The sequence below is a fragment of the Marinoscillum sp. genome (assembly GCF_040222955.1).
GTDB lineage: Bacteria > Bacteroidota > Bacteroidia > Cytophagales > Cyclobacteriaceae > Marinoscillum.
Genome location: NZ_JAVKCA010000006.1, coordinates 1 through 25,845, shown reverse-complemented (window position 1 = coordinate 25,845; position 25,845 = coordinate 1). Strand labels below are relative to the sequence as shown.

The following is a 25,845-nucleotide window of genomic DNA, read 5'->3' as shown; positions in this document are numbered from 1 at the left end:
ATCTTAATGAAAGTAATTGAAAGTTAATTATTTATTTATTAATTTGCTTTTACGTTAAAAATAAGGAATTGAAAGTATCTAAAATATTCTCAAATGATTAAGCGATTTACTCTTAAGAATGGTCTGTTGATTTTGGCATTGTTCCTTGTCTCGTATTTGGCAGGGGCACAGTCGGTGATCAAGGGCCAGGTGATTTCAGAGGATGGTGAAGCCATCCCGGGAGCAACGGTGCTGATTGAAGGAGGCACTACTGGGTCTATCACAGATCTGGATGGTAATTACACCATTCAGGCAGCTGCGGATGATGTGCTGGTCTTTTCGTTTGTGGGCTTTGAGTCGCTACGGATGCCTGTGAACAGTCAGTCAAGAATAGATGTGACGATGACCATCGATATCGCGGAGCTGTCAGAAGTGGTGGTGATGGGGTACTCGGAGAAATCCAGACGGGAACTCACAGCTTCGGCTACCACCATTGGTGAGAAGGACCTGAAGAATGTGACCAGCTCTAATATAGAAAGCATGCTGCAGGGCAAAGTGGCTGGTGTGAGTGTGACCACCAGCAGTGGCTCACCCGGGGAGCCTGCCGAAATCAGGATCAGAGGAGTAAACTCGCTCACTGCCGACAGGGCACCGCTGGTAGTGGTGGACGGAATCATAGGTGGTACTTACCAGCCAAATGATGTCGCTTCTGTGACCGTATTGAAAGATGCTGCCGCCACTTCGCTTTATGGGTCACTGGCATCCGGAGGGGTGCTGATTGTCACCACCAAACAGGGAAATGGTGATCCGGTGATTGAGTTTTCTACTTCAGTTGGGGTAAAAGAGATCACCACAGGTAATTTCAGCATGATGAACGGTGCTGATCTTTATGACCTGCAGGAAATCATGTGGGGAGATGAACGGGTAAATTTCCTGAAAGTGAGACCTGAGGATTTAAAGGACAGGGATTTTAACTGGCTGGATGAATCATTTAAGCGTGGAGTGCTACAAAACTATTACCTGGCTGCCCGTGGCGGAACGGAGAAAATGACCTACGCGGTTTCCGGTGACTATTATCAGGAGGACGGTACGCTGCTGGAGACCGGATATGAGCGCATGAGTTTGCGTACCAACCTCAATTTCCAGCTGAAAGAAAATGTGTCCCTCAAAACCAACCTCTCGCTCATCAGCAGCGAGCGCAATCAGGATTTCTGGGACTGGCGATACGATCCCTTCCTTTACCTGCCCTGGGACAGTCCGTATAGCGACGATGGGTCAATCAAATACATCGATAATACTACCTCTGAAGAATGGTACGGACGCGATAGCAAAAACGTACTTCATTCTGCCCAGTATAACTACAACAATTCAAAGGGGCTTGATTTTTCGGGAAACGCGTTTCTGAACATCGACCTCACAGACTGGCTCTCCATTGAGTCAAGAAACCGGGTTTCCATTTCCAATGGCCGGTATGAGTCTTTTCTCGATCCGAGAACACGGGAAGGGAAAGCCTCCAAGGGATCCATCAGTACCTCTACAGCTGCTTCCAAAGATGCCATTTCCACGTTGATTTTGCGAGGTGAGAAAAGCTTTGGTAAACATTCCATAGGGGGCTTTGTAGGCGCTGAGGGTAATTATTACTACTATGAAGACCTGGGAGCCAGTGCGCGAAACATTCCCATCGGCCTCAATGTAATCGGAGCAGCTTCAGAACCGGTCAGTATTTATGGAAACAACGTGACGGGTACCCGGCTCTCTTATTTGTCAGAAATGAGTTACTCATACGGGGGTAAATATTTCGTAACGGGCGTATTCAGAGCGGATGCCTCTTCCAAGTTCGGACCGGAAAGCAGATGGGGCTATTTCCCCGGCGCTTCCGCTTCATGGATCGTGAGTTCTGAAGACTTTTTTGTCTATAACAACGTGATTTCCTTCCTGAAGCTGAGGGCCAGCTATGGGGAGGTAGGTAATGACAATGTGGGCTCCAATTCATTCCCATACCTGTCTTACTACGATCTTTCAGACCAGTATAATGGCATTCCTGCAGCCACCATTCCCTTGCTGGCCAATAACAACATCACGTGGGAGACCCTGATTTCAAGAAACATCGGAGTGGATCTTACCTTTTTTAACAGGATCAACGCCACTTTCGACTACTACAACAACACAACCACGGATCTTCTGCTGGACGTGCAACTGCCGCTGTCTACTGGTTTTGAGATACAGGCAAGAAATGTGGGCGAGATCAGAAATCAGGGAGTTGAAGCGGCGATTTCGGCAGACATTTTTAAGGGTAATGGCATCAACTGGACCTCTTCCTATAACGTGGCCTTCAATAAGAGCGAGAACCTGAAGTTTGCCGATACTGATCAGCTGCTTTTTGGTACGGACGTGAATCAAATCTCCGCAGTGGGAGAGGAGCTGCGACAGTGGTACTTGCCCAAATGGCTGGGGGTGGATCCCGCCAATGGCGATCCGCTTTGGGAAAAAGTGAACCGTGATGCCAGCGGGGAGGTGGTGTCCAGAGAGGCTACATCCAACTACAATGAGGCAGAGTTTCAGCGTGTCGGTAGTGTGTTGCCCAAACTGTATGGGGGGTGGACCAACTCGGTCAGCTACAAAGGATTTTCGCTGAGTGTATTGCTCAGCTACCAATATGGAAATCAGGTGTACCACAGTGCCCGACAGCTTTTCGACAATGACGGAGCTTATACCGAGTATAACATGATGGAGCTACAGGATGGCTGGAGCCGATGGGAAAAGCCCGGAGACGATGCCACGCATCCGTTGCCCAAGCGTGGGGGAAATAAACTTTCCAATGCACCTTCGTCCAGATACCTGGAAGATGGCAGCTACATCAGGTTGAGAAACGTGTCACTGACGTATAATTTCCCACAGGCAGTGTGCAAAGCACTGAAACTTCAGGGCCTCAACCTGGGGCTGAGTGGTGATAACCTCTACACCTGGACCAAGTTCTCGGGGTTGGATCCTGAGGCACGGATTTCTGTGGCGGCATTTGAGCTTCCTGGTTTTCAGGATTTTAAATACCCGATCAGCAGACAGTATCTGATGAAATTGACCGCAAGATTTTAAAGAAGAAAGACATGAAACGATTTTATATATTGCTCATCTCCCTTTTGACATTTACCGCCTGTGAACTGGATCAGCTTCCCAGTGACGGTATTGTGAACGAGTCGCTGGCCGGCAACTATGAAGGCCTGGTGGCCGCTACCAATGGCAACTATGCCATGCTGAAGAAATTGATTGTATATGATAACAAGGAGTATACGGCCAACTACTGGGTGCGGAATGACCACCAGCTATCGGAGTTTCCAAGTGACAATGTGATGATTAGCGGGTCTACTACTGATCCCCTGTTCTATGCCTTTACCCGGGAGCACATTGCTACCATGGAAAATACCAGCTATGTGTGGTTTTCTTCCTATCGGGCCATCAATGGCTGCAACCAGGTTATTGGAGCTGTAGATGAATCTTCTTCTGACGAGTTCAGACAACTCCTTGGTGAAAACTACTTTCTGAGAGGGCTATTGCACCTGAGTTTGTTGAAGTTGTTTGCAGTACCCTTTAGCCATGGGGAGGATAGCCCGGGGATCGTACTGAAAACATCCCTTTCTGACGAGCCTACTGAAGCCCGATCCACAGTGGGGCAGTGTTATGCCCAGGTGGAGGCAGACTTGCTGAAAGCCGAAGAGCTGATGTCTGGTGGCCGTGGATCAGCCTATGCCTCAGAAGGAGCAGCTCAGGCCTTGCTCAGCAGAGCATATCTGCACATGGGACAGTGGCAGGATGCCATCGACTATGCGGATAAGGTAATCGAGGGTGATGATTTTTCATTGGTTTCCAGAGCGGATTACCTCAATTCATTTTGGAATGGGGCAGAATCTGAGGAAGCAATTTTTCTGGTAGCGCATCTGCTGCAGGATGATCATGCTTCAGCATCTATAGGCTCTATGTACCTGACCGATCAGGGGCAGGGATGGGGTGAGGTGTATGCCTCTGAGCCATTGAGAGATTTTCTTTCCCAATATCCGGAAGACATTCGCAATGACTTTATTGTGCCGGACCTGGAGCCGGACGGTGTGACAGTGAAGGAGCGCAATGGTTTTCCTAAATACTTCATCACCAAGTTTTCTTATCAGGATGGTGTGGTCACCCTCAATTCACCACAGCTCATTCGCCTGGGGGAGGTGTACCTCAATCGAGCAGAGGCTTATGCGCATCTGAACAATGCAGCTCGAGCGATCGCGGATGTGAATGTGATCAGGGAGCGTGCCGGACTCACAGGCACTGCGCTCTATACCACTACAGATCTGAAGGGATTTGCTTCTGCGTTGGAGGTGGTTCTTCACGAGCGGAGACTTGAGCTGGCCTGGGAGGGCTTTAGGTTGACAGACCTGGTCAGAAATAAACTCAACATTGATCGAAGCTATCCGGGTATGCACCTGGATGAAGGGCAGACTACTCAGGTAATTCCCTGGGATGACCCTCGCAACATCTATTTCATTCCATCCAATGAAATAGCCAATAACCCTTTGATGAAGCAGAACCCTTAAGAATTCATTACTTCTTCATATTTAATTTCTCATAGTTTAGGGAATGCCGGGCTTTTTGGTCCGGCATTTTTTTGACTAAAGGGGGCTAAAGTGTTCATTCTCCGCGCTCCCTGTACAGATCGTTTACGGCCAGTGCCAGAAACATGTAGTTGGTAGCTCCTCCACCCATTACATACTCTGTTTGCTGCCAGAAAAATGGCCACACTTTTAGTTCGGGAAGGTTTGGTCGAATAAGCGCCGTACCTGAGGCCACTCCGCCCGGAATAAATGACCAGTCGGCCCGATTGACCCCATAAGCCACGGTCACGGACTGTGCACCCACCCCTGAGGCAAATGAGGAGGTATTGATGCCCGGGTGAACCCCTAATACAAAATTGAGCGCATTTTCGTAAAAATCTGAGGTGGTATGTTCCGGCCAACCCTTGTGAAAGAAGTACTGCTCCACTCCGAATCGCTGGATCGACCAACCGGCACCCCAGATGTTGGGCTTGTAAGGTACTCCGTAGGGTGAATCCGTTTGCTGCTGGGCACGAAGGCCCTGTTGGTAGCTAGCGACGGCATTGGCTACCTCTTTCCTGAATTTTTTGTTTTCAATCCGGTGGATGACTTTGCCTACCGCCCAGCCCGAATGTGAGAGGTCGGCAATGATGTCCGCTTTCAGGGAGATGAATGCTGTGATGAGTTCAGGATCTTCAGTGGTAAGAATCAGCTCCGCCAGCGCCAGTATCTTTTGAGACACATGGCCATCAGCTTTGCCCGCTGCGGTGTAGATGACTTTGGCAGCAGCCAATGCCTCATTGGCCAGGTCGGGGTTTTTATCCTTCAGGACACGTGCAGCTGCAGCCAGACCTGCGGCTACATAAAGTTCACGTCCCGGGTTTTCTTCGGTAAATACCCAGCGGTCATCCGGAATGCCCGACTCCTGATTCACCACCTGAGTACTATCCAATGTACTATTGTAGGACAGGTTGTCCGTCATGGATGCCGCATCGCCGAGCATGACGTATTGCCTCAGGCTTGGGCAGATGATCCCGCGGTACAGCCGTCCTAAAGTTCGATACCCACCCAGCACGGTGGCCAGGCCATGCTCTATTTGCTGGATGGCATCTGATTTTCCATCAGGCAGGTGAATTTCCACCAGTCTCTTTTCAGGGTCGATGGTGGTGGCATCATAGTCCAGGTCAAATTCCTCCACCATCATCGCGAGCATCCAGGTAGTTCCTATCTGAGACTCTACTCGGAGGTCATAGTCCCCGGCATCATGCCATCCACCTTGGTTGAGGTTGGGCACCTGATCCAATGGTTGATAGTCTGTAAGGGTGGAGGCGCCCTGCAGGTAACCGTCGAAGTGGTTGGTATCCGTAGGGGCCATCAGTGCATCATCCAGGTGACACAGGTCATGCCACACACGATATTTTTCATTGACGCGCATGTGACACATCTGCACGGGCAGGTAATACTCCAGTGTAGGCTGCCAGACATGGCGGTCATATACCTTTCTGTCTATTCTGAAAGCATGGGTGTTCACTTCACCATAGGCAAGGGTATACAGACCCGGATCACGGAGGTCTGAAAAATCAAACGTGCGGTACTGATACCTCAGAAACTTACCCCAGAGGTCCGGGGTTGCTTTCCTGACCAGCGTTTTGCCGTTTTCATCCAATCGGTACAAAGTGATCTCCTGATTCTCCATCGTGGCGTTTTGATCCAACTCTATGATGGCAATTTTCCTTTGATCAGGATGGTACCCTACCTGCGATACCTGCACTACCGGTTTGTATTGCCAGCCAGCTACCACGTTGGGGGTGATCACCCATTCAATGGCCTTTTGAGTGGCACCCGGAGGGATTTCACTTCGGATAATAAACCACCCGTTGTTATGGTTGGTGCGGCCATCCCAGAGCTGAAGTTCGGCACCGGACGTGACCTTCATGCGCTGGAGTTCTTCCTCTGGTGCCACAATCAGGGTGTGGCCTGTGGCCAGTGGTTCGGCCAGTGTTTCCCCGTACCGGGTCGTCATGGGACCGTTGGGCTGTGAGCTAAACTGACCTGTCTGATTATCCATAAGGTAGGATTTGCCAAAAAGGTCACCGGGGAAAAGTTCGAAATTGAAACCGACCTTGCCTTCCCATTCTTTGGGGAGGGGTTCGTCCAGATCTACTGTCACTTTAAATGAACTGCCTCCTATAGGGGTTACCCTTACATTGTAAAAAAGTTGAAGATCCGGGTAGATAATGGGGTTGAATCCTTTTCGGTTTTTGGAAGAGTCAGGGTACCATAGTCGTTGAGTCAGGGTTTGATTGGGTTCGTCAGCCATGAGCTTTCCACCCCTGGGTACCGGCGACCATTGACCCGGTGAGGTTTCCAGCCGTAAGTCACCGTTGGCAGCTGTGCGTATACCGTGCTGGATGACCGTCACTCCGGTTTGATGGCCATCGGGATAAATGTCTGCAAACACCGTGACGTCCAGTCCCGGCATTTCAAAATAGTTTTGGTCGTTTAGTTGGAGCTGCTGGGCGTAAATAAGTGACGGAATGTAAGTAAAAAATAGCAGGAGTAATCTGTTCATCATGTCTCAATGTTTTGGTGCTCAATTTCAAATAATTCTCTCCAATCCATTGGTATGATTTGTCATGATTAGGGGCTGTTTTGGTAAAAGGATATTTCTGTTTTTCAGAGTTCGTCAGAATTTTTCCAGATGAACTGCCACTTTTGGGCGGTCATAAAAGCGACGAACGGCTCCAATCTACTAATTTGGCAATGTGAAATTCACGATTTCGGAGCCGGACACCTGATTTATCTCACCTGCGGACCCTAAGTAAAATCATAAATTACCAGAGAATTTGCCAGTATCATTGGAGTCTGGGAATATTATTAAATCAAAAGACTTCAATCATGAAAATACTAAAAAGGATATTACTCCCTACTGATTTTTCTGAAAGAGCCGGGAATGCGCTGGATCAGGCCATTCATTTGGCGGATCGGATCGGTGGTCGATTGCTCATAATGCACGTATATCATCGGCTGGTCGCTGAAGAAGACTATACCGACAACCCTGAAAAACTGGAAAAAGGCATTGATAAGAAGTTTGCTAAACTGCTGAAAGAACACCCGCAATTAAGCAGGGTTCCACATGAATTCAGAAAGGAGCTTGGACTTTCTCTGGACAACATCGTAGAGACTGTTAAGGATGAAGAGATTGACCTCCTGGTCATGGCCACGAAAGGAGCCAGCGGTTTTGATGAAATATGGGGCACAAAAACGGCTAAGATCATCAAAAGAGTACAGGTACCTGTCTTTGTGATCCCGGATAAAACTTCGCTCAAACGCCTGAAAAAGGTCGGTTTGGCTTGTGACTACAGTACTTCCACAGTCAATCATGAAATGCAGTTTTTGATTGATCTGGCCAGGGAAATGGAACTGGCCGTGGACGTAATCACCCTGAATCGTGACGCAAAAACCATGATCAGGCAGGAGCTTGATAACCGGGAGGATATTATCAACCTACTGGATGAAGTGAAGTCTGACTTTCATTTTACTTACAGCAACAGTGTAGAAGATGGCCTTGTGGAATACGGTCTGGCAAATAATATCGATCTGATCGCCATACTCCCCAGGAGTTATTCCTTTATTGAGCGGCTGTTCAACGAGAGCTTAACACAAAAGATGACCTTTCACAGTCCCATTCCTTTACTTGTATTAAAATAAATGAAGATTTAATGAACCCAGTTATATCATGAAAAATTTCAAACACCATAACTATCAGATAGCACTCGTGACACTTGATCTTACCGAAATGGATGAACACGTGATCCGGTATGCGGCTCTGATAAGCAGAAGTCTACCTCTGGAGCGGATTTTCTTTTTGCACGTAGCCAAAAACCTGGAGTTACCAGAAGAGCTCATTCAAAAGTACCCCACTTTAATGGCCCCCCTTGATGAGAGTATCCAGGCGGATATTGAGCAAAAGGTAAAACCGTACTTTCAGGGATCAGATGTGAAAACGGAATGTATCGTCCGGGATGGAGCCCCTATTGATAAAATCCTGAAATTGGCCAATGTAAAGGCTGTGGATCTGATCCTGATGGGAAGGAAGAAGAGCCTGAAGGGTTCTGGTTTGGTTTCCAGTCACATAGCCAGAAAATGCCCCTGTTCCCTTTTATTAGTGCCCGAAAACTTCAAGCCTGAACTCAAAAAGGTATTGGTGCCGGTCGATTTTTCCGAGCATTCGGCATTGGCTGTAAAACAAGCAGAAGTGCTTACAAAAAATTCATCGGAAGACATTGCGCTGTTACATGTATACAATGTACCTGCCGGATATTACAAGATCGGTAAGACCTATGAGGAATTCGACGAGATCATTAGCGGCCATGCGAAGAATGATTGTGCAAAATTTCAGAAAGAACATCAGTTTTCGGCTGACCTGAAGTGTTCCTACCTGTCTTCAAAACTTGCCGAAAATGAAAAATTAGTGCACACAAAAGCCGTTGAGTTCGGTGCGGACCTCATTGCGATCGGTTCAAGGGGAAGAACCACCGCTTCTTCTATTTTGATGGGATCTCTGGCCGAAAAACTTGTCTTTCATGAATCGGACATCCCTGTGCTCATAGTAAAGAACAAGGGCGAAAATATGGGCTTTCTGGAAGCCATCTTACGTCTCTAATCCACAGGGATAAGGCCAGAGCTATGGAAATACACCCCTGATACCACTCAGGTCAGTGTTTAAGTCGCCCCCATGCAGTGGTTTAGTTTGTGGGAGACACCGGCAAAATTGGATTCAGTGATTAAACCAAAGAATTGTAATGATCCAGCGTTTTCTTTCCTAGGGTATTCAGGGTATACTCCCATGATTTCTTATAGGCTCTATCTTCCATCATTGACCTGAATTCTTTATCAAAGGCAATTTTTTCCATTTGATGAGCGATCTCTGAAACATTGTGGGCGTCTGCGGGTAGTCCGGCATCTCCGATTAATTCAACCATAGAAGAGTTGTTGCCATATATGGCCACTGTCTTGCAACGCATTGCTTCCAAAGGAGGTAAACCAAATCCCTCATAGAATGATACGTAGCAATTACCAATCGATGCGGAATAGAGGGCTGCTAATTCTTCTTCGGGAATATACCCGGTGGCAAGTATGTTGGGGTGACTTGGAAGTTCACTCATCTTCCAACCCCGCCCCCCTGCGAGCACGAATTTTATATTGGCATGAGGGTTTCTTTCACAGAACATCACAAAGGCTTTCAACACATTATTGAGGTTCTTTCTAGGCTCTAATGTACACAGCGAAAAGAAGTACTGGACTCCTTTGATACCATACTTATTCAATACTTTGTCACTAAGTAGCGGATCCAACACAGGGTAAAAGAGCTCATGGTCTATCGCTTCAAAGATTGTGTCAATGCTACCATTGGCAAAATCATAATGTTTGATTATGTCCGCTCTGGTATGGTTAGATACAGCAATAACGTGGCTTCCATTTTTCTTAATCCACTTCATGCTCCGATCAGTCGTCTTGATACTATGGAGGAGGTGAAATTGCGGAAACAGTTTGCACGTGAGATCATGAACTGTACAGGTCATTTTAAGTGCGATAGGCTGCTTTATTGCCCTTTGAGGAAGCGTAAGATGAAGCAGGTCAAGCTTGTTATTTTCATATTGGCTGACAAGTCTGCGGTTGAAAGTCTGAATCAGTTTTTGGTAAATGGCCAAAAGCCCTAATATTCGGGTTACTAAGAGTATATCTTCAATTGATTTGTTGGGAAGCTTATTTTTCAACCTTCTGGGGAAGGAGACTATGTAAACCACAAAGCCATTTACCAGGCCTTTTTTTACATTTTTCCCAGACTTGCTTTTGGAAAAGAGATTGGCCAAAGGATATATATTATCCACTCTTACTTTAATATCCAGTGATGTTGGTGCTTTTAGCACCTGAACGTGCAGTGCTCTTAAGAGTGTCTCTATGTACCTCTTGGTGCCATCCATTTGTTTGTTGAGCAGGGTACTGGCTTCAATCAGTACATGCTTAACTTCAGCAGGTTGCGGGTCATAAAAATTCTCGACAGCCACAAACGCTTCTCGTGACAGGAGTTTTCTATCCTTAGTATACCCTAAAACCTGCATGACATCCCCATGCAACCCCCAAAACATTTCTTCAAGATCTCCGGTCATATCTTCATGGGAGTCAATAGCGTCCGGATCTGCTGCACAGCTAATTGGTTGCGCTGCAGGTTTTGGGAGACCCGGGTACATAGTTCTCAATCGCTCTATCTCCCGAATTGGATCCTCTTTTAAATCCTCATACCTGATGACGATTTTTGCTTTTTGAAGCCACTGCGCTACGTGTATGGACCAGCCGTCATAATAATCACCCTGCCTGGCTATTGTCACATCCTGAATCGTTTTTACCAGGGGAGCGGATGCGCCATTATGAATGCTTCTGGAGAATGAGATGCTTGCCTCTCTGCCATCTCTTACAATACACACAGATGGATAAGCCTGCATTTTTTCCGGGAGAGACGCGGGCAATTGATGAGTACTTATAAAATCGCTCAGTTTAACATCATCACCTTCATTGAAGTAACCTGATGTAATACCGTAAACTTCTTTTAAAATATTGTGGAAGAAAGTATTTCCCGATCCGGGAAAGGAGGTGATCAAAATCATTTATTGTTTCCTTTCAGACTAAGTATTTTATTAACTAACCTATAGTATAAATTGAGGTATTGGAAGAATTTGGCTTCTACGAAGGTTGAATAAATGATCAGCTGATCTAATCTGGAAAAGTGATTGGGCCTTTCTGTATAATTCAATTCAAATAGGGTATTGCCATGCAATTTATTGAACAACAGGATGTACCTCGACGGAATTTCCTCTTTCCAGCTCCCGATTTTACCCTTTCTGAAGAAAACAGTTGAGTTCCCGGTTACGTACCTGGCATTGCCCTGTTTTTGACTCTCAAAAGTGGGCATTTGAGCCCAATCAGGTGAGGGCATTGGCATACATTCCTCTATGCGTTTGGTTTGTCCTATTGGATCCTCGATCAACTCCTCAAACTTGACCGTGACCGTAGCATATTTGGCCCAGGATGAAACGTGCCCGGACCACGATCCTCCCGGGTATTGGCTGGAGATGAAATTGATCAAATTCACTTTGAAATTAGAGAAACGATCTACCATATTCTTTTTTCTATGGGCACGTGACAATACCGAGTCCCTTCCGTCTCTTACCAGGTAGATGACCTGATCGCCTTCTAGAATTGGGATTTGATCAGGTGTTAAATGAGTCTTGACAAATGTTCTCTTTTCAAGGGTGTTTCGGTCAAGCTCATCCTTATTCTGAAGATGATAGGTAAGGGACTCTATGCCATACACATGAAAAAGGATGTTTCGAAAGAAGGTATTTCCTGATCTTGGGTATGATGCCAGCCAAACGATTGAGGGATGCGGATCAGTGTTAATCATAGCTCGATTTTACTGGTTTTCTCGTATCCCAGTAGTTCAAATACCGGATAGTAAATATCATAAATTGTCTTCATCTCTTTCTGGCTGAGTACTTCTGCGAATGGTCTTCTATCTGTTCGAATGTTCCCTTTTGCACGGTATTCGGGCATGGTCAATGGCTCAGTTAAAGATAATCGGTCAGAAATATCCGCAAGAGCCTCCTGCAGTTCTTCATATGCATACATTTTGTCCACAGCTAGTTTCCCATTGATATGGTACATTTCGAGCTCGGCTCGTATCTTTTCGCTCCTGACGTTCAGAAATTCACTGATGTTAAGCTTCGTTTTTCTTCTAACCCAATAGTGCCAGGAAATGATCTTTTCGTATGGGTTTCTTTCAAAACAAAAAATGAAATAGCTCTCCCATTGATGCTTAGGGATATACCTCTTGATCCTTTTGGCAGGCCAGTGATTTCTATAAAAGAGTCTATGACCCCTCACCAGAAATTTATACCAATCTTTTAGTCTGTAAGCTGAGAATGGAACATAATCATTTTGGGCAGTTACGTAGCCCAGGTTTTTTCGTGCTGTTTCATCTTTCGTGTTTAACCGACTAATAATATCATCAGGGCCACAAATATTGGCCAGTGCCATTTCAAGGCTAGAGCCGGCGGTTTTGTGTGTTTTTATGAAAATGAATTTATGCTTATGCGAGACAATCATTCTGCACTTGAATTTCTAAAATAAAACACGATCACCATTTTTTGAGATTACGCATGGACACCAATTCTTCATACAATTTAATGTCTTCCTGATTCCACCTGGTCAGATAGTATTCTTCCTCCTGTGTTAATTCCTTCTTACGTTTATGCACATTCAGCCTGTATTCTTCAGTATTAGGGTCCCATCCCAAAAGCACTGAAAGACGAGCCAGATCTTCAGCAAAGCACTCCTGAACACCAATAAAGGCAAAGCGATCCCAGTTATAGGGCGCAAGATATCTATTGAGGACATTTTGGGTATGCTCCCTGGAAGCATATTTTAACAGGGATTCAAATCGGCGAAGCCACTTTCTTGAACCAGGAAAGTGTTCCTTAGTGGTTTTGATAAAATGGTGATAGTTGGAAACTACACGATCAATAGGATTCCTCACCATCGCAATGAGCCTGATGTTTTCATCAGCCAGAATATGGGGGTCAATTTCAGAATAAAAGAAATGCCCATGTAAGACTCGGGTATTTGGATGGAGGTGAACGCTGAGATTGTTTTCGTTTCCTCTAACCAGCTTCCTTGTCAGGCTTACGACTCGATCGTCGCCATATGCCTGACAAAAGCTGTGCGCCAACGACGTGCCTGCGGTCTTAGGTACATGTATTGAAACTAACTCCAGTGCCATTCTATCTAATTTTTTGAAACAAGGAAAGAACTCTGCCGACCGCCCGATTCCTGAGTTTTAACTTGTTGTGGATCGAAACTGCAGGAGTGAATCCGGAATGTCCGGTTGCTTTCTGGTGAGTTCTTCGCCACGCTGTTACCTCATCGTAGATGTTCATGTCTCCTTCCAGGATGTTTCTGATCCTGTTTCGGGTTTCATTGTCCACTTTTTCCTTACCCTTTGTGGTGTTGTGTTGATAGGTTCGATAAGCCTTCCAACCGAGAATAAATGCCAGCAATTGAAGGTCTTCGTCATAATTACTTACATCTCCAATAAATGAAAACTTGTTGGATACCAGGTCTTGTTCATTAATAAATCTGACCATCTCGTCTCTTTCATTGGGTCTTTGGATAAAGTCGTCTAGCGTGCGCACCATTCTTTTTTTGAGATCCGGAGTGTCTTTATTGAAGTTATCCAGTTGTCGGCAAACTATATCTTTCATATAGAAATAGTTGGAGATAAACCGGTCCACCGGATCTCTGACCCAGGAGATTACCTTGGCTTTTTCCCACTCAGGATTTTGCTTAATTAATTGGTCGTAATCGTGACTGGATATGTGACCATGAAGCACACGGATCCGCTTTGGGATTTTATAGGAGATTTTACTTTTGTCGGGATAATAAAATGGCATTACCCTCTCTATCCCGTAAACATCTATCAGCGTATGACGAAAGGAGGTTCCGGCAGTCTTAGGAATATGTATTGAGATCAGTTTTTCATTCATGGCGGATCAGTGCTAAAGCATTCCAGTTAAGTGTTGTTAGCTGTTCTCGGAAAATCTCACTAACTGTGGTTCAAACATTTTTTTATAGTAGCTATTTGCCTTGATCAATTCGTCATGAGAGCCAAACTCTACCTTATGACCTTCGTGCAAAACACATATTTTGTCTGCTAAGATAATGTTAGACAATTTGTGACTTATCATGATCACAATTCTATCTCTGGAGATTTCACGGAGCTGTTGAAGAAATATTCTTTCAGAATTACCGTCGATAAAACTTGTGGGCTCATCCAAAATAAGTACAGAAGCAGATTTGTAGAGGGCCCTCGAAAGTGCAAGTCTCTGGTATTGCCCACCACTAAGTTCAGAACTACCCTTAAACTCCTTGCCCAGCTGAGTCTTGAACCCATGGGGCAACGCATCGATCACCTCCGTAGCTCCGGCTTTATCCGTACCTGCTCGGAGCAGTTTTTCATCCCAATGACCTTCTCTCAGTGATACATTAAATCCTGCAGAGAGGTGGTATTTTGAATAATCCTGAAAAAGTGTACTCACCTGATTCCTGTAAGAATCGTTATCAATATCATTGATGTTCTTTCCATCGATCAAGATTTCACCCGCCGATGGTGAGTGAAATCCACATAAAAGTTTAACCAGAGAGGACTTACCGGATCCATTTTCTCCAACGATGGCCAAAATTTCACCCGTGTTCAGGGTGAGGTTGATATGCTTGAGTACCTCAAACGAATCATTTAGGTAGGAAAACCCCACATCCTTAATTTCTATTTTGGCGATGGATTCAATTTTTACTTTTGAATGATCAGCGTCCGGTTGTACCCCTTTGAGATGTAAAAACTCTAATAGATGCTTAAGAAAGAGTTTCTGTTCTAATATTTTGTTTAGAGCAGAAAGGACATCCTTCATGGACTTTTGGCCCCTCTGGAAAGCCTGAAAGTACATCACCATGGATCCAATACTGAGGATGCCACTACCTGTCTGAACAATGACGTAATAGAAGATGCCACCCAGGAACAATATTTCAATAAACACTGTACCTATATTGGATTTCAAATAGGTGTTCAGAATTCTCAGGTTTCCTGCTAGAAGTTCATCCTTTGCTTTGATGAAGAGCCTTCGCACTTCAGGGCCTATCGCGTAAATTCTATTCTCCTTTGCGTACGGTTTGAAAGTAATCAGCTGGTTCAGGTAATTGGCTTTTCGTTCCAATTGTGTAGTCTTCAATTTATACTCATGGAACTTGCGAATGAACTTGAATTGGACCAGGGCAGTAGGGATGGCTATCAACACAAAAGCTAACCCAATGGCCCAATGCAGGGAAAGAAAAATGGTAGAAAGGATAATAAGTGATGCGCCACTGCTGATAAAGGTGGTCAAGTCGTTGAGTAGTCTTTGGGGCCTGGAACTGGCTTCTCTCTGTGCTCGATGAAAAATGTCATGATAATTATCCGTATCATAAAACCGATACTCTACGGCAAGTGCTTTTTCCTGGATCATTCCCTGCATGTGGTTGGAGAGGATATGATTGTGTACCTCCGAAATATAGTCTAGTAGCAGCCCAAGGAGCGCAGTAACCAGGATTAATCCCAGCCACAGTCCGATATACACCACAAAGGATTCATAGGGAAAATCATCCTGTCCCAGACCATCAGCCAGCAGCACGATTTCATCAACAATCTTCTTGATTAAATACAGGGTGCCCAGTGGCAATATGCCATTGACTATGCTTAGCAGCATCCTGTAAAAAGTCCAGCTTTTGGAACAGTTCCAAATTATACCCAATACTTCCGGTAAAGCTCCACCATTTATGCCACTTTCATTTCGCTCCCACATCATAATCTTCGTGAACCAGGTCCATTACAAATTATCTCCAAATCGGACCAAACTACCAACAATGATATACAACAATAGGAGTCTTCAGATATGAAATAGTAAAAATTAAGTACCTTTTTTATGTTTGGAATTTCCACTTCAGGTTGATTCACCCTTATGTCTTCGGCTGGTCAATGCCTACCGGATATTACAAGATCGGTAAGACCTTTGTAAAGAACAAGGGCGAAAATATGGGCTTTCTGGAAGCCATCTTACGTCTCTAATTCATTAACCAGATTCCGAACGCTTCAAAACCCACTTCACCAGCGATCCGATGGTCAATCCCTGAATGATGATAGAGAATACCACAATCACGTAGGTGATGGTAAGGAAAAGTTCGCGCCCCATCTGAGGTTCCAGAGATAAGGCCAGGGCTATGGAAATGCCCCCTCTGATACCGCCCCAGGTCATGATCAGATTAGTTTTGGGGATGAAGTCTAGTTTGGACTTGAAAATTGCTACCGGGCCTGAAAGTGCAATGAACCTGGCTAAAAGGGCCAGAGGTATGGCGATCATTCCAAATAGAAGGTATTTCCCGTTCATCGTCACCACTAATAGCTCCAAACCGATGAGTACGAAAAGAACGGCATTCAGCAGGACATCAATGAGCTCCCAAAATTTATCGACATATGTATGGGTGTTTGCAGACCAGGCAATTTTTGGGGCTTTGTTGCCCAGAAAAATACCTGCCACTACTACGGCAAGCGGTCCTGATACGTGTAGGTAATGCGCCAGAGCAGAAATACCCATGACCAGCGCCAACGTAATGATGACCTCCGTTTCATAATTATCAATGACTTTCATCAACCGAAAAGCACCCCATCCAGCGGATAGGCCCAGGATCATGCCTCCGGCTACCTCGGTCACAAACAACAAACTCACATCCGCAAAACTCATGGCCTCCAGGCCTTGTTGAGCGATTTTGAAAAGCACGATGAAAACCACCACACCCACGCCATCATTGAAAAGCGACTCACCCACGATTTTCGTCTCCAACTTTTTAGGCGCATTGGCGTCCTTCAAAATACCCAGGACGGCAATGGGATCAGTAGGGGAGATGAGCGCCCCGAAAAGCAGACAGTAGATGTAATTGATGGGGTAGCTGAAGGCCATGAACAGATAATACATCATGGTGCCGATCAGAAAAGTAGAGAGTACCACCCCTATGGTGGCAAACAGGGCTATAGGGCCTTTTTGCCTTTTGAGTGATTCAAGTTTGGTATGCAATGCTCCGGCAAAAAGAAGGAAGCTGAGCATGATGTCCAGAAGTGCCGTTTCAAAATCCACCGACTGGATCATAAGCTTGGCTTCATCCAGCACATAGTGATTAAAGTGACCAAGAATACTGATTCCGACCGTGAAAATAATCGCGATGATCATCAGGCCAATGGTGAAAGGGAGCTTCAGAAACCTGGTGTTGATGAAGGCAAATACGGCTGAAAGGATGATCAGGACGGTAATGATATTGAAGATGCTCATGGTAATCTTTGGCAGGTTTACGGAGGTTGCAATCAGGTAAATGTACGGTGTATTCGCTGAGTGCCCCTACAGAGTGGGCGGTTTTGATCCCTGACGTCCTTAGAGAAGACCCATGTGCAGGGCTGAGCCAATGGTCTAAACAAAAAAAGTCCCCGACAAGCCGGGGACTGAGTATTTGATGAAATGCGATCTTGCTTAGTTTCCTGGGCCGCCTCTTTGCGGAGCTGGTGCATTTTTCAATTCACTTTCTGAAAGAAATCCGTCACTGTTAGCGTCAATCTTAGCGAAATCATTTGCCAGTGGTCCTTTTACCTCACTTTTTGCTAGTTTGCCATCATCGTTGGCGTCCATTTCAGCAATGAGTTGCGAAAAACTCGGTGGTCCCTGCTGGCGACCAGCCTGCTGACCTGACGGCCTTTGGTCATTGCTACTTGTCTGATTTTTTTGTGAAGCACATGCTACCATTAAGAAAGCCATAGCTCCGAGTGCGAGTGTTTTTATTGTGTTTTTCATTTCCTTATTTGTTTGATTATTTAGACGTGAACCTTCGCTCAGTCCCTCGCAAAAAAGGTGGGAAAAATCACTTTTTTCATGTCCCGATAGCAGGCCATTTCCCGGGGTATCCCGGGAGCCTTCTAAAGGACTATTCTAACACCCTACTCGAAATCATTGATTGGCCTGGCCCGGCGTGGGATTACTCAGTGCTCCCCAGGTGTCGCCACCATCAGTTGTTCGTCCCCACGATATGTTCTCGCTTTGCGCACCAAAGGTGTACGTGTCAATGGGGCGTCCATCGATGTAGAATAACCCCACATCCTCGCCATCGGCACTCAGGCTAAAATTGAGGTGTGTGGCACCCTGACTGGTAGATCCATCGGCCCAAAAAACCAGGTAACCGCCCGCAGGAATGGTAGTGGCGGCGGCATCATCGTCGCTGATTTTGTCACCGAAGGGATTGTCTTTATCGTCTGAGAAATACATGTCGGCCAGGTTCACTGCAGTAGTGCCCAGGTTGTGAATTTCTATCCAGTCATCAAACTCCTCTTCTCCGCTATCAGTATCCGGGCAGCAGGAGGTATTGCTGGCCATGAATTCATTGATGACCAGCTGTGGCAGGGGATCTGTGTTGAGCAAATAATCGTCCGTATTATCGGGGGCGGAGGCAGGTTTGAATGAGGACGACCCGTTGGTTCCTACGGCTTCCACATAATACGCTACGGTCCCTTCTGTGGTCATTCCCGGGATGGTGCCGGTGTAGGATGTTCCGCTTTGAAGGGTCATGGCCACCTCCGAGAAGGCACCGCCATTGAAACGATGGAATAATTTGACAGATGCCACACCTGTCGTCGAGATCAGCTCAGCCGTGACGACCACAGGCTGATTCAGGGCCGGAACGAGCGGAGCCCGTGAGATGGAATTGATGGCAGGCGCACCATCCGTGCCATTGGATTCACCTTGTGTGGTGACCCCTGTGATTTGCCAAAGATCTGACCCATCCGGGAACCTGGCATAGGATTGCCCATTGTCCAGGTTGGGGAATTCGATGTGATCAATGAGGGTACCGGACGCATTTTTCAACGAGACTGTTTCCCCACCCGAAGCGAGTTTGAAATTGGTGTTGAGGCCTGTGCCCAGATCATTGCAGAGCAACACGATAAACCCCTTGGCGGCAATGGTAGTGCCGGTAGGGAGCGCATATTCATTGCCACTGTCCGAAATGGCATAGCCTCCAAGGTCCTTGCTGGTTTCCAGCGCGTTATACAGCTCTATCCAGTCGTCACCGGAGGCCACTATTTCATTGATAAAGATGCCTTCTGCCGTGGGCTCCGGTTCTTCATCGCCATCACCATCGCCGCTGCCACAGGCCGTGGCCAGCAGGAGGGTGGGGAGGGTGAGAAAGAAAGTGAACCGACGAACCTTGGACAAAATAAGCATGGATGAGATTATTGTAAAGTGAAATAATTCGGAATATAGTGATGAAATGGCAAATGATGAGATTGAATCTTCCGGTTAAAGATTGATGACAAACAATCCTTCCGGTTTTACATCAGTTTAAATAAACCGTTACGGCTGTCGCTCGCTGTGTTACATGCGTTTTCAGGCCGTTGATGGCTGATTGAAAATCAGAGCTGCTGTTCAGAAATGAATAGCCCCGGGTTTCGGTAATGGCATAGGGCTCGACCAAAGCCGCGTAAGCGGTGTAGGTAGTCTGCAGGTCACTGGCATTAAAGACCCCACTGACGACCTCTTCAACGTAAGCGTCATACTGCGCTTTGTAGGTAGCATCGGAATACAAATAACCGATCAGCGGCCACTCAGAAGAAGACAACCCTGAGAAATTGAGTGCCAGGGAGCCCCCTCTATTGCCGGTTTGCAGGGCCTCATTGTTATCCCATGGAATCCAGGTAAGCAGGTTGGTTTCGGGATTGTTGTACAAAAAGTAGTTGTGGGTCATCCTCCCATAGGTATCCCAGTTTTGTATGACGGTGTTCACCGCCAGGTACTTTAAGAACACATCCGTATCCAAAACGGCCTCCAGACCCGCACGCCAGGCTGCTGCATCGCTGGTCCTGTTTCCTGCGTGCAGGGCTGCGAACAGATGCTGAATATCCGACCAGTCAGCCGCATCTTCATTGGTTTCTTTTACAAACTGAGATTCACTAAATGTGCCTGCCGCAAAGCTGGCTCCATCGCCATCCGGCTGATAGAGGTTGCCATCGTTGCTTGCAAATTGCGTATCAATGACGGTATCATCCACTTCTTCTACCAGGGTGTACAGTCCGAAGTATATGGGGCCATCGCCATGGTCTACATACACCGTATAAAATGCAGTGTGCGAACCCGTCAATCCGGCGTTTCTGAAAATATCGCCTGCTACTTTCTCCCGCAGCATGGACTTGTCATTGTAGTTGTTTTTGAGGCTTAGCTTCTTGAAACCATAAAAACGCTGATTCTTTATTTGGGGATAATCATCTTCAAATTCATCAAAATCAAGTTTGAAGGACAGCTTCATATTGCCGGACTTCCAGGTGGAAGCCAAACTGGAGTTGCCCTTGAAGCGAACACCTACTTTGTACCACTGGGTACCCTCATAAAACACCTCTGCCGGAACAAAAATGGGATTCTCATCCGAAAAGGAGTTCCCACCCCTGCCTGTGCCAAAGGTTCCATACAGGCTGGTCATATCGTCCAGCATGGCCTCCCATCGGTCAGCGGTAATCACAAGGTCCAGCCGTTTGACCGCATTGTCTTCAAAAACCTCCTCAAAATTGGGATCCGCATCGTTGCTGTGGGTATCGGTGGTCCAGTCTGTTGCTTCGAAATCAGTGTCGTCAATAACGATTTCTGAGGTGGCAGCATGCTCCTGTTCACAAGCCATGAAAGAGGCGAGGAGGATGATTGGCAGGAGTATTTTCTTCATGATTTGAAAGTTTAAGGTCTGTTTACTACGCTTGTCAGTTTAGACGCAGCTTTCCGGTAATTCCCTCGGGAGGAGAATAAATCATCCTCATGGACAGGGACGCTTAAGTACTGGATTTTAGCGTTTTGATATCAGCAATCAGTTGGTTGACAGATGCTTTGTTGAGGCCGTTGTAAATGCCGCGAATGCGCCTTTCATTATCTACCAGGACGAAGTTTTCCGTATGAATGAAATCATCCGGGGCCTTTTCCAGCCCCAGGTCTTCTTCTACAAAGTATTGATAGCGGCCAAGATCATAAATGGCCTCTCTGTCTCCGGTCAGTAAATGCCACTTGCCGCTTACCACACCCTTCAATGCGGCGTATTCCATGAGTACGGAGGCACTATCATACTCGGGTGTGACTGAGTGTGACAAAATCAAAACATCGTTGTCCTCTAAAAACGCCTCCTGCACCAATAGCATATTGGAGGTCATTTGAGGGCAAATACCGGGGCAGGATGTAAAGAAGAAGTCAGTGACAAATATTTTGCCTTCCACCTCTTTTTCCGTCAGGGTGTCCCCGGATTGGTTGATCAGAGAGAAGGATGGAATTTGATGAAAATCGCCAGGGATATCTTCCGATGAGGCAAACCATTTGGGTGTGAATGTTGCCTCGTCATAATAAGGCAGCTGGTTTACCGGGTTGGTTGCCTCCTTTGTCTCGGGAGAGCAGCCAGTGAGGCTTATTACCAGTAGAATGATCAGGTATCTAGTCATTGAATACGATGTTTTCATTGGTTAATTCATAGCACAGCGTGGCCCGTTTCAGTCCGAAGATTCTGCCATTTCTGGCTTCATAGTTGACATAGAGTTTCCCGTTTTTTCGCCAGGCACGCTGCAGCCCTTCCTCCTGGCCATCTGCGAGGTGCACCTCCTTGAAAAGCTGACCGTCCTGGTACCACTCTTGCTGTGTGCCATCAGCTACCCCCGATTGGAAATTCGATTGAGATCGCAGGTTCCCATTGCTCCACCAGGAGGTGGCCTCACCGTGGAGTTTGTTGGAGACATAGGTGGCTTCATAGCTCAGAAGGCCGCTTTCGAACCACTTGTGCCTGCTTCCATTTCGCTGGCCATTCAGATAGGTGATTTTTTCTGCGATCCGACCATTTTCATAGGAAGCCACGGACACTCCGGTAAATGGAATGCCCTGATAAAATGCGAGGCCTTGATTTCTATCAATTTTGATGGAGTCAACCGACACTTCGATCAAAGGGGTAGCCTCAGTGAATACGGAATGGTCAGCCGTTTTTTTCGACTGGCACCCCACCACCATCACCAGAAAGAACCAGAAGGTTTTAGCGAATTGCATTGGCGGTTCCTTGATAATCCCCGGGAAATAAGATGTAGTACTGATTGAGGTAGCGTTCGTTTTGAATATGATAATGATACGCTTCAGTGGTATTGTACCTGGTCGTGCTGATGTGCCCGCCGGATTCATCCAGATCAGTAGGGTAGGTTTCTGTTGAGGTACACTTTCTTCCATACAGGAAAAATCCATCAGCGATAATTCCTATGAGATGATCATCATCGTCAGACCATGCTTTGGGCTCCAGGTGGTAGTGATAACTCTGAGGCCCTGTATGTGCCCCGTTGTAATCCAGGGACCCCACGGCTCCATCCAGCGGAACGTTTGGGCCCTCCTGGTCATTGTAAATCACTGAACCACTGACCGAAATGCCTACGGCTCCCAGGCTTGTGGCTGTGCTGCTGCTTGCCAGACCTGGCACGGCATCCACCGTCAGGGAAAATGAGCCATTGAAATCATCGATATTCCCTGGTGCCATTTGATCATAAGACGTGACTGTCGGTTCCACAAAAAGCGGATGATTTTCTACAGCGGCTGACGTGGTAATACCGTCCATCTCTCGGGCCGTAGTGTTGGACCAATAGGGTGAGGTGTGATTGGGGAGGCCATTGGTTTCGATGATGATTTCCCTGCCATCGTTGGTCAGCATAACGGAGACATTGTCAGAATCAAAAACACCAAAAGCTGCTGGCAGCTCGGTGAGCGTTTCGCCATCGTCAATGCTGCTGTCCTCTGAGTCATCATTGCCACAGGAAATCCAAATGGTTGCTCCTGCAAGGAGCCCTAAAATCATGCTTATCCACGATACTTTCATATTTTCTCTATTGTTTGGATGTTTAGACGCGGATTATTTAATCACCCCTCGCAGTGTCATGATTTTTTTTCAGCCAGTGTAAAAAAAGGCCGTTGAGGTGCTCCATCACCATTCAGAAGGGGCGGGGTATTTGACGGTTTTTGCCTTTGGTGTCAGATTGCTTCACTGCGATGTAGTGAAAAGGACAGACCTAAGAGGTACGGCGGAAGGCACTTCATAAAAAAGGCTGATCGGGCCGCGTCGGCCTCCCGGACGAATTGGTGAGTACAGGCAGGATGCGCTGGATCACCCGCTCAAACCTGACCAGCTGCTCCTCGTTGCAGATCCCCTTTAAATCTTCAAAGTGGTGGTAGGTCACCATGATTTTATCCTTTTCCAGCTGCATGATTTCCTGAAGGAGCCCTTCATTCACGCCATTGGGCTCGGTCTGGGAGAGCTGATTGAAGAATGCGCCCATCAGTTCGCGTTCCTGCTTTTCCAGCGTGCGGATGGCTTCCCGATGGTTCAGGGCCATTTGCTCAAAGGCTGCTTTCTGCGCTGCTGTGAAGTCCAGCTCGCGGCTGATTTCATTTTTGATCCCGCTTTCGGGGCGTGGGGGCCTGGGACCCAGCGCAAAGAGCACTACCAGCCCAATGTTGATGACCAAAAGGATGAAGAATCCTGTTTTATACATCTTGTTATTCATTTTCGTACAGGTTAAAATCAGTGACGATCTGTGGGTAGCTGCCAGCAGCTGCATAGGTTGCCTGGTCAGATGCCCAATAGTTAGCCACGGCCCAGACATTGGAGCAGACCACCAAAGCGATCACCGCAGCCACCTTCATCCAGCCATAGTCAGGCTTACTGAGGGTGGGCTGTTCCCGGCGCTGATCTGCCAGCTTTTGCTGAATTTTTGCAAAACCATCACGGGGCGCTTTCGCTTTCTGAATGCCCTCCAGGCTATTCATCACCTCCGTGACACGATTTTTTAGTTCCATGTTCATTTCGACGTACTATTTTTCGATTTCCCTCGTTCGGGGAAATATTTTTCTAATTCCTGTTTCAAATTTGCTTTGGCCCGCTGTACCAGCGACTCCACGGCCTTAGCACTTTGGTTCATGATTGCTGCTGCTTCCTTCTGTGGCAGGCCTTCCACCTGGGTGAGGATGTAGGCCGTCCGTTGGTTGTCCGAAAGCGCATCGATGGCCCGAAAGAGCAGCCCGGCATCTTCCTGGTTTTCCAGCTTCACCCCGGGGTGTACAAAATCGGCAGCTTCATATTTCGGCTCCGCGGAGTCCTTTACATACAGGGAGGTGAAGATGCCCGAGCGCTTCTGACTGTTCTTTTTTCGGAGAAAATCCAGGGATTTATTCACCGCGATGCGGTAGATCCAGGTGCTGACGGATGACTGGTACTGAAAGCCGGAGGCCGTATTGTAGATGGTCACAAATACATCCTGCAGGAGTTCCTCGGCATCCTCCGCATTTTTGGTGTAGCTAATGAGCGTGTTGTACACCCGATCAGCATACAGAAGGTATAGCTGCTCCAAAGCTTCCTCGCTACCCTGCGCTATGGCTTGTAAACAGCTATTTTCATCCGTCATTGACCCGATTTTGAGGTGACAATTTAGTGAACCGGCCGCTAACGTAGGGTGGTGAGCTGAAAATAGTGACTCCTTTAGGTGGAAGGCCACAAAGGGGCGGGTGGGAGCGGGTTAGAGGAGCAGCGTACACCCCATAGCCGACAATGGTTTGATCAGGAAGCAAAAACTGCTAGATTTGGTAGTGTTACAAGGCGTATAACAACCACCAGTGGTTGTTAGCAATAATTACTGTGAAATGTTCAAAAATTTATTTAAGAAGAAGAACTCAGGATCGTCAATTGATGAATTAACAGAAGCTGTTAATGGGGCAACCTTAAGAATGTTAAACCATCAGCTATTCATGCACTATTTCGACGAGAACACATCACCTGAACCTGAAAACCCAGCTTGGCAAAATCAAGGAATATTCTTTTGGTCAGCAAATGAGCCCTTTGAAAAAAAATCACTTCCGCCCGAATTCCAACATTTAGAAGAACGTTATTTCATAGTAAATGAGATTCCAAGTAAATATTCTGTATCTAAAGGAGATGTTATGCCGTGGTTTGGAATGCCAGGAGGCGGAGAAAAATACTTTATTCTAAGTGGGCAATCACAAATTCCTATTAACGAACTAATCAGTTCAGGTTCTCTGTCATATCTTGAATTAGTTTCCTTAACAAAAGACAACATGGCCATGCTACATGATAGGGAACACTATTATCTCCTATTGGATAGCGAAACAGTAAGATACGAACCAAATAGTGATAAATTCTTTTTCAAGAATAATGAATGTTCATTAGGAGAAGTTTACAAGCAAGGAGGAATTCGAATTGTTAGAATGAAGTAAAAACTATTGCCAACATGGTCTGATATCCCATGGCGGTTCAGAGGTAGAGTTGGCTTTTCCTTTGCACTTGTTGGTCCTTCCCCTTGCCAGCAAGCGAGACAAGGCTGGTGAGTTACGCGCCTTCCTTGTAGAGGCTTTCTTTCAACCCAAACGCTCAACAGGCATGAACCTGAAACCTCTGCGCATAGGCGGGATGGCCGACAGAATTCCGGGCGTGCGATGGCCCCGATACTGATCGGATAGGGTCGGGAGTGATCATTCTGTCATGATTTTTGGTTACTTTTCATCAAGGAAAAGTAACAGCCTTCCCGGCTTGAGGGAATTAAATCAGGAACGAC

The 25,845-nt window shown here is 46.6% G+C and carries 22 protein-coding genes; 5 read left to right on the top strand and 17 right to left on the bottom strand.

Features of this window, described 5'->3' with window-relative positions:
• The first annotated feature begins 93 nt into the window (after positions 1 to 93).
• Together RIH33_RS01955 and RIH33_RS01950 are read left to right on the top strand one after the other, a co-directional pair.
• Positions 94 to 3,072, top strand: a complete 2,979-nt coding sequence (locus RIH33_RS01955; protein ID WP_406650231.1) for a SusC/RagA family TonB-linked outer membrane protein — start codon at positions 94 to 96, stop codon at positions 3,070 to 3,072.
• Between the two features lie 11 nt (positions 3,073 to 3,083).
• A complete protein-coding gene (locus tag RIH33_RS01950; protein ID WP_406650230.1) occupies positions 3,084 to 4,553 on the top strand; it encodes a RagB/SusD family nutrient uptake outer membrane protein in 1,470 nt (489 codons plus the stop codon).
• Positions 4,554 to 4,647: 94 nt separating this feature from the next.
• Here the strand turns inward: RIH33_RS01950 and RIH33_RS01945 are convergent, their stop codons facing one another.
• On the bottom strand, positions 4,648 to 7,125 hold the full coding sequence (locus RIH33_RS01945; RefSeq protein ID WP_406650228.1) for a glycoside hydrolase family 9 protein: 2,478 nt from the start codon (positions 7,123 to 7,125) through the stop codon (positions 4,648 to 4,650).
• A gap of 323 nt (positions 7,126 to 7,448) precedes the next feature.
• Between RIH33_RS01945 and RIH33_RS01940 the strand changes: the two genes are divergently transcribed.
• Positions 7,449 to 8,261, top strand: coding sequence for a universal stress protein (locus RIH33_RS01940; protein ID WP_406650226.1), 813 nt, complete (start codon positions 7,449 to 7,451; stop codon positions 8,259 to 8,261).
• Between the two features lie 28 nt (positions 8,262 to 8,289).
• Positions 8,290 to 9,216 carry a universal stress protein gene (locus RIH33_RS01935; protein ID WP_406650224.1) on the top strand — a complete coding sequence of 309 codons (927 nt, stop codon included), beginning with the start codon at positions 8,290 to 8,292 and terminating at the stop codon, positions 9,214 to 9,216.
• Positions 9,217 to 9,337: 121 nt separating this feature from the next.
• Here RIH33_RS01935 and RIH33_RS01930 read toward each other — a convergent pair whose 3' ends face one another.
• From RIH33_RS01930 to RIH33_RS01855, 16 genes are all read right to left on the bottom strand, one after another.
• Complete coding sequence (locus RIH33_RS01930) at positions 9,338 to 11,218, bottom strand: glycosyltransferase (RefSeq protein WP_406650222.1); 1,881 nt, start codon at positions 11,216 to 11,218, stop codon at positions 9,338 to 9,340.
• Positions 11,215 to 12,015, bottom strand: coding sequence for a sulfotransferase domain-containing protein (locus tag RIH33_RS01925; RefSeq protein ID WP_406650220.1), 801 nt, complete (start codon positions 12,013 to 12,015; stop codon positions 11,215 to 11,217). Before RIH33_RS01925 ends, RIH33_RS01930 begins: the two co-directional genes overlap by 4 nt.
• On the bottom strand, positions 12,012 to 12,716 hold the full coding sequence (locus RIH33_RS01920) for a sulfotransferase family 2 domain-containing protein (protein ID WP_406650218.1): 705 nt from the start codon (positions 12,714 to 12,716) through the stop codon (positions 12,012 to 12,014). The genes RIH33_RS01925 and RIH33_RS01920 overlap by 4 nt, the downstream gene beginning before the upstream one ends.
• Positions 12,717 to 12,747: 31 nt before the next feature.
• The gene (locus RIH33_RS01915) at positions 12,748 to 13,389 is read right to left on the bottom strand and encodes a sulfotransferase family 2 domain-containing protein (protein WP_406650217.1); all 642 of its coding nucleotides are present in this window, start codon (positions 13,387 to 13,389) and stop codon (positions 12,748 to 12,750) included.
• A gap of 1 nt (position 13,390) precedes the next feature.
• Positions 13,391 to 14,152, bottom strand: a complete 762-nt coding sequence (locus RIH33_RS01910) for a sulfotransferase family 2 domain-containing protein (protein ID WP_406650216.1) — start codon at positions 14,150 to 14,152, stop codon at positions 13,391 to 13,393.
• Positions 14,153 to 14,188: 36 nt separating this feature from the next.
• On the bottom strand, positions 14,189 to 15,904 hold the full coding sequence (locus RIH33_RS01905) for an ABC transporter ATP-binding protein (protein WP_406650214.1): 1,716 nt from the start codon (positions 15,902 to 15,904) through the stop codon (positions 14,189 to 14,191).
• Positions 15,905 to 16,267: 363 nt separating this feature from the next.
• On the bottom strand, positions 16,268 to 17,518 hold the full coding sequence (locus RIH33_RS01900) for a cation:proton antiporter (protein ID WP_406650213.1): 1,251 nt from the start codon (positions 17,516 to 17,518) through the stop codon (positions 16,268 to 16,270).
• Between the two features lie 195 nt (positions 17,519 to 17,713).
• Positions 17,714 to 18,031, bottom strand: coding sequence for a hypothetical protein (locus RIH33_RS01895; protein WP_406650211.1), 318 nt, complete (start codon positions 18,029 to 18,031; stop codon positions 17,714 to 17,716).
• Positions 18,032 to 18,184: 153 nt separating this feature from the next.
• Positions 18,185 to 19,453 carry a lamin tail domain-containing protein gene (locus RIH33_RS01890; protein WP_406650210.1) on the bottom strand — a complete coding sequence of 423 codons (1,269 nt, stop codon included), beginning with the start codon at positions 19,451 to 19,453 and terminating at the stop codon, positions 18,185 to 18,187.
• A gap of 112 nt (positions 19,454 to 19,565) precedes the next feature.
• Positions 19,566 to 20,939 (bottom strand): CotH kinase family protein, encoded by a 1,374-nt coding sequence (locus RIH33_RS01885; protein ID WP_406650208.1) that lies wholly within the window; start codon positions 20,937 to 20,939, stop codon positions 19,566 to 19,568.
• Positions 20,940 to 21,042: 103 nt separating this feature from the next.
• Positions 21,043 to 21,696: an SCO family protein gene (locus tag RIH33_RS01880; protein WP_406650206.1), complete on the bottom strand. Its 654-nt coding sequence runs from the start codon at positions 21,694 to 21,696 to the stop codon at positions 21,043 to 21,045.
• The gene (locus tag RIH33_RS01875; protein ID WP_406650204.1) at positions 21,689 to 22,288 is read right to left on the bottom strand and encodes a toxin-antitoxin system YwqK family antitoxin; all 600 of its coding nucleotides are present in this window, start codon (positions 22,286 to 22,288) and stop codon (positions 21,689 to 21,691) included. Before RIH33_RS01875 ends, RIH33_RS01880 begins: the two co-directional genes overlap by 8 nt.
• Entirely contained in the window at positions 22,275 to 23,099 is an 825-nt protein-coding gene (locus RIH33_RS01870) for a YHYH protein (protein WP_406650203.1), read from the bottom strand. The genes RIH33_RS01875 and RIH33_RS01870 overlap by 14 nt, the downstream gene beginning before the upstream one ends.
• Before the next feature lie 214 nt (positions 23,100 to 23,313).
• Positions 23,314 to 23,784 (bottom strand): hypothetical protein, encoded by a 471-nt coding sequence (locus RIH33_RS01865; RefSeq protein WP_406650201.1) that lies wholly within the window; start codon positions 23,782 to 23,784, stop codon positions 23,314 to 23,316.
• A complete protein-coding gene (locus RIH33_RS01860; RefSeq protein ID WP_406650199.1) occupies positions 23,777 to 24,082 on the bottom strand; it encodes a hypothetical protein in 306 nt (101 codons plus the stop codon). The genes RIH33_RS01865 and RIH33_RS01860 overlap by 8 nt, the downstream gene beginning before the upstream one ends.
• Positions 24,079 to 24,681 (bottom strand): RNA polymerase sigma factor, encoded by a 603-nt coding sequence (locus RIH33_RS01855; protein WP_406650197.1) that lies wholly within the window; start codon positions 24,679 to 24,681, stop codon positions 24,079 to 24,081. The genes RIH33_RS01860 and RIH33_RS01855 overlap by 4 nt, the downstream gene beginning before the upstream one ends.
• Positions 24,682 to 24,916: 235 nt before the next feature.
• On the opposite strand from RIH33_RS01855, the gene RIH33_RS01850 reads away from it, so the two are divergent.
• Positions 24,917 to 25,507: a glycohydrolase toxin TNT-related protein gene (locus tag RIH33_RS01850; protein WP_406650196.1), complete on the top strand. Its 591-nt coding sequence runs from the start codon at positions 24,917 to 24,919 to the stop codon at positions 25,505 to 25,507.
• Positions 25,508 to 25,845: the final 338 nt, after the last annotated feature.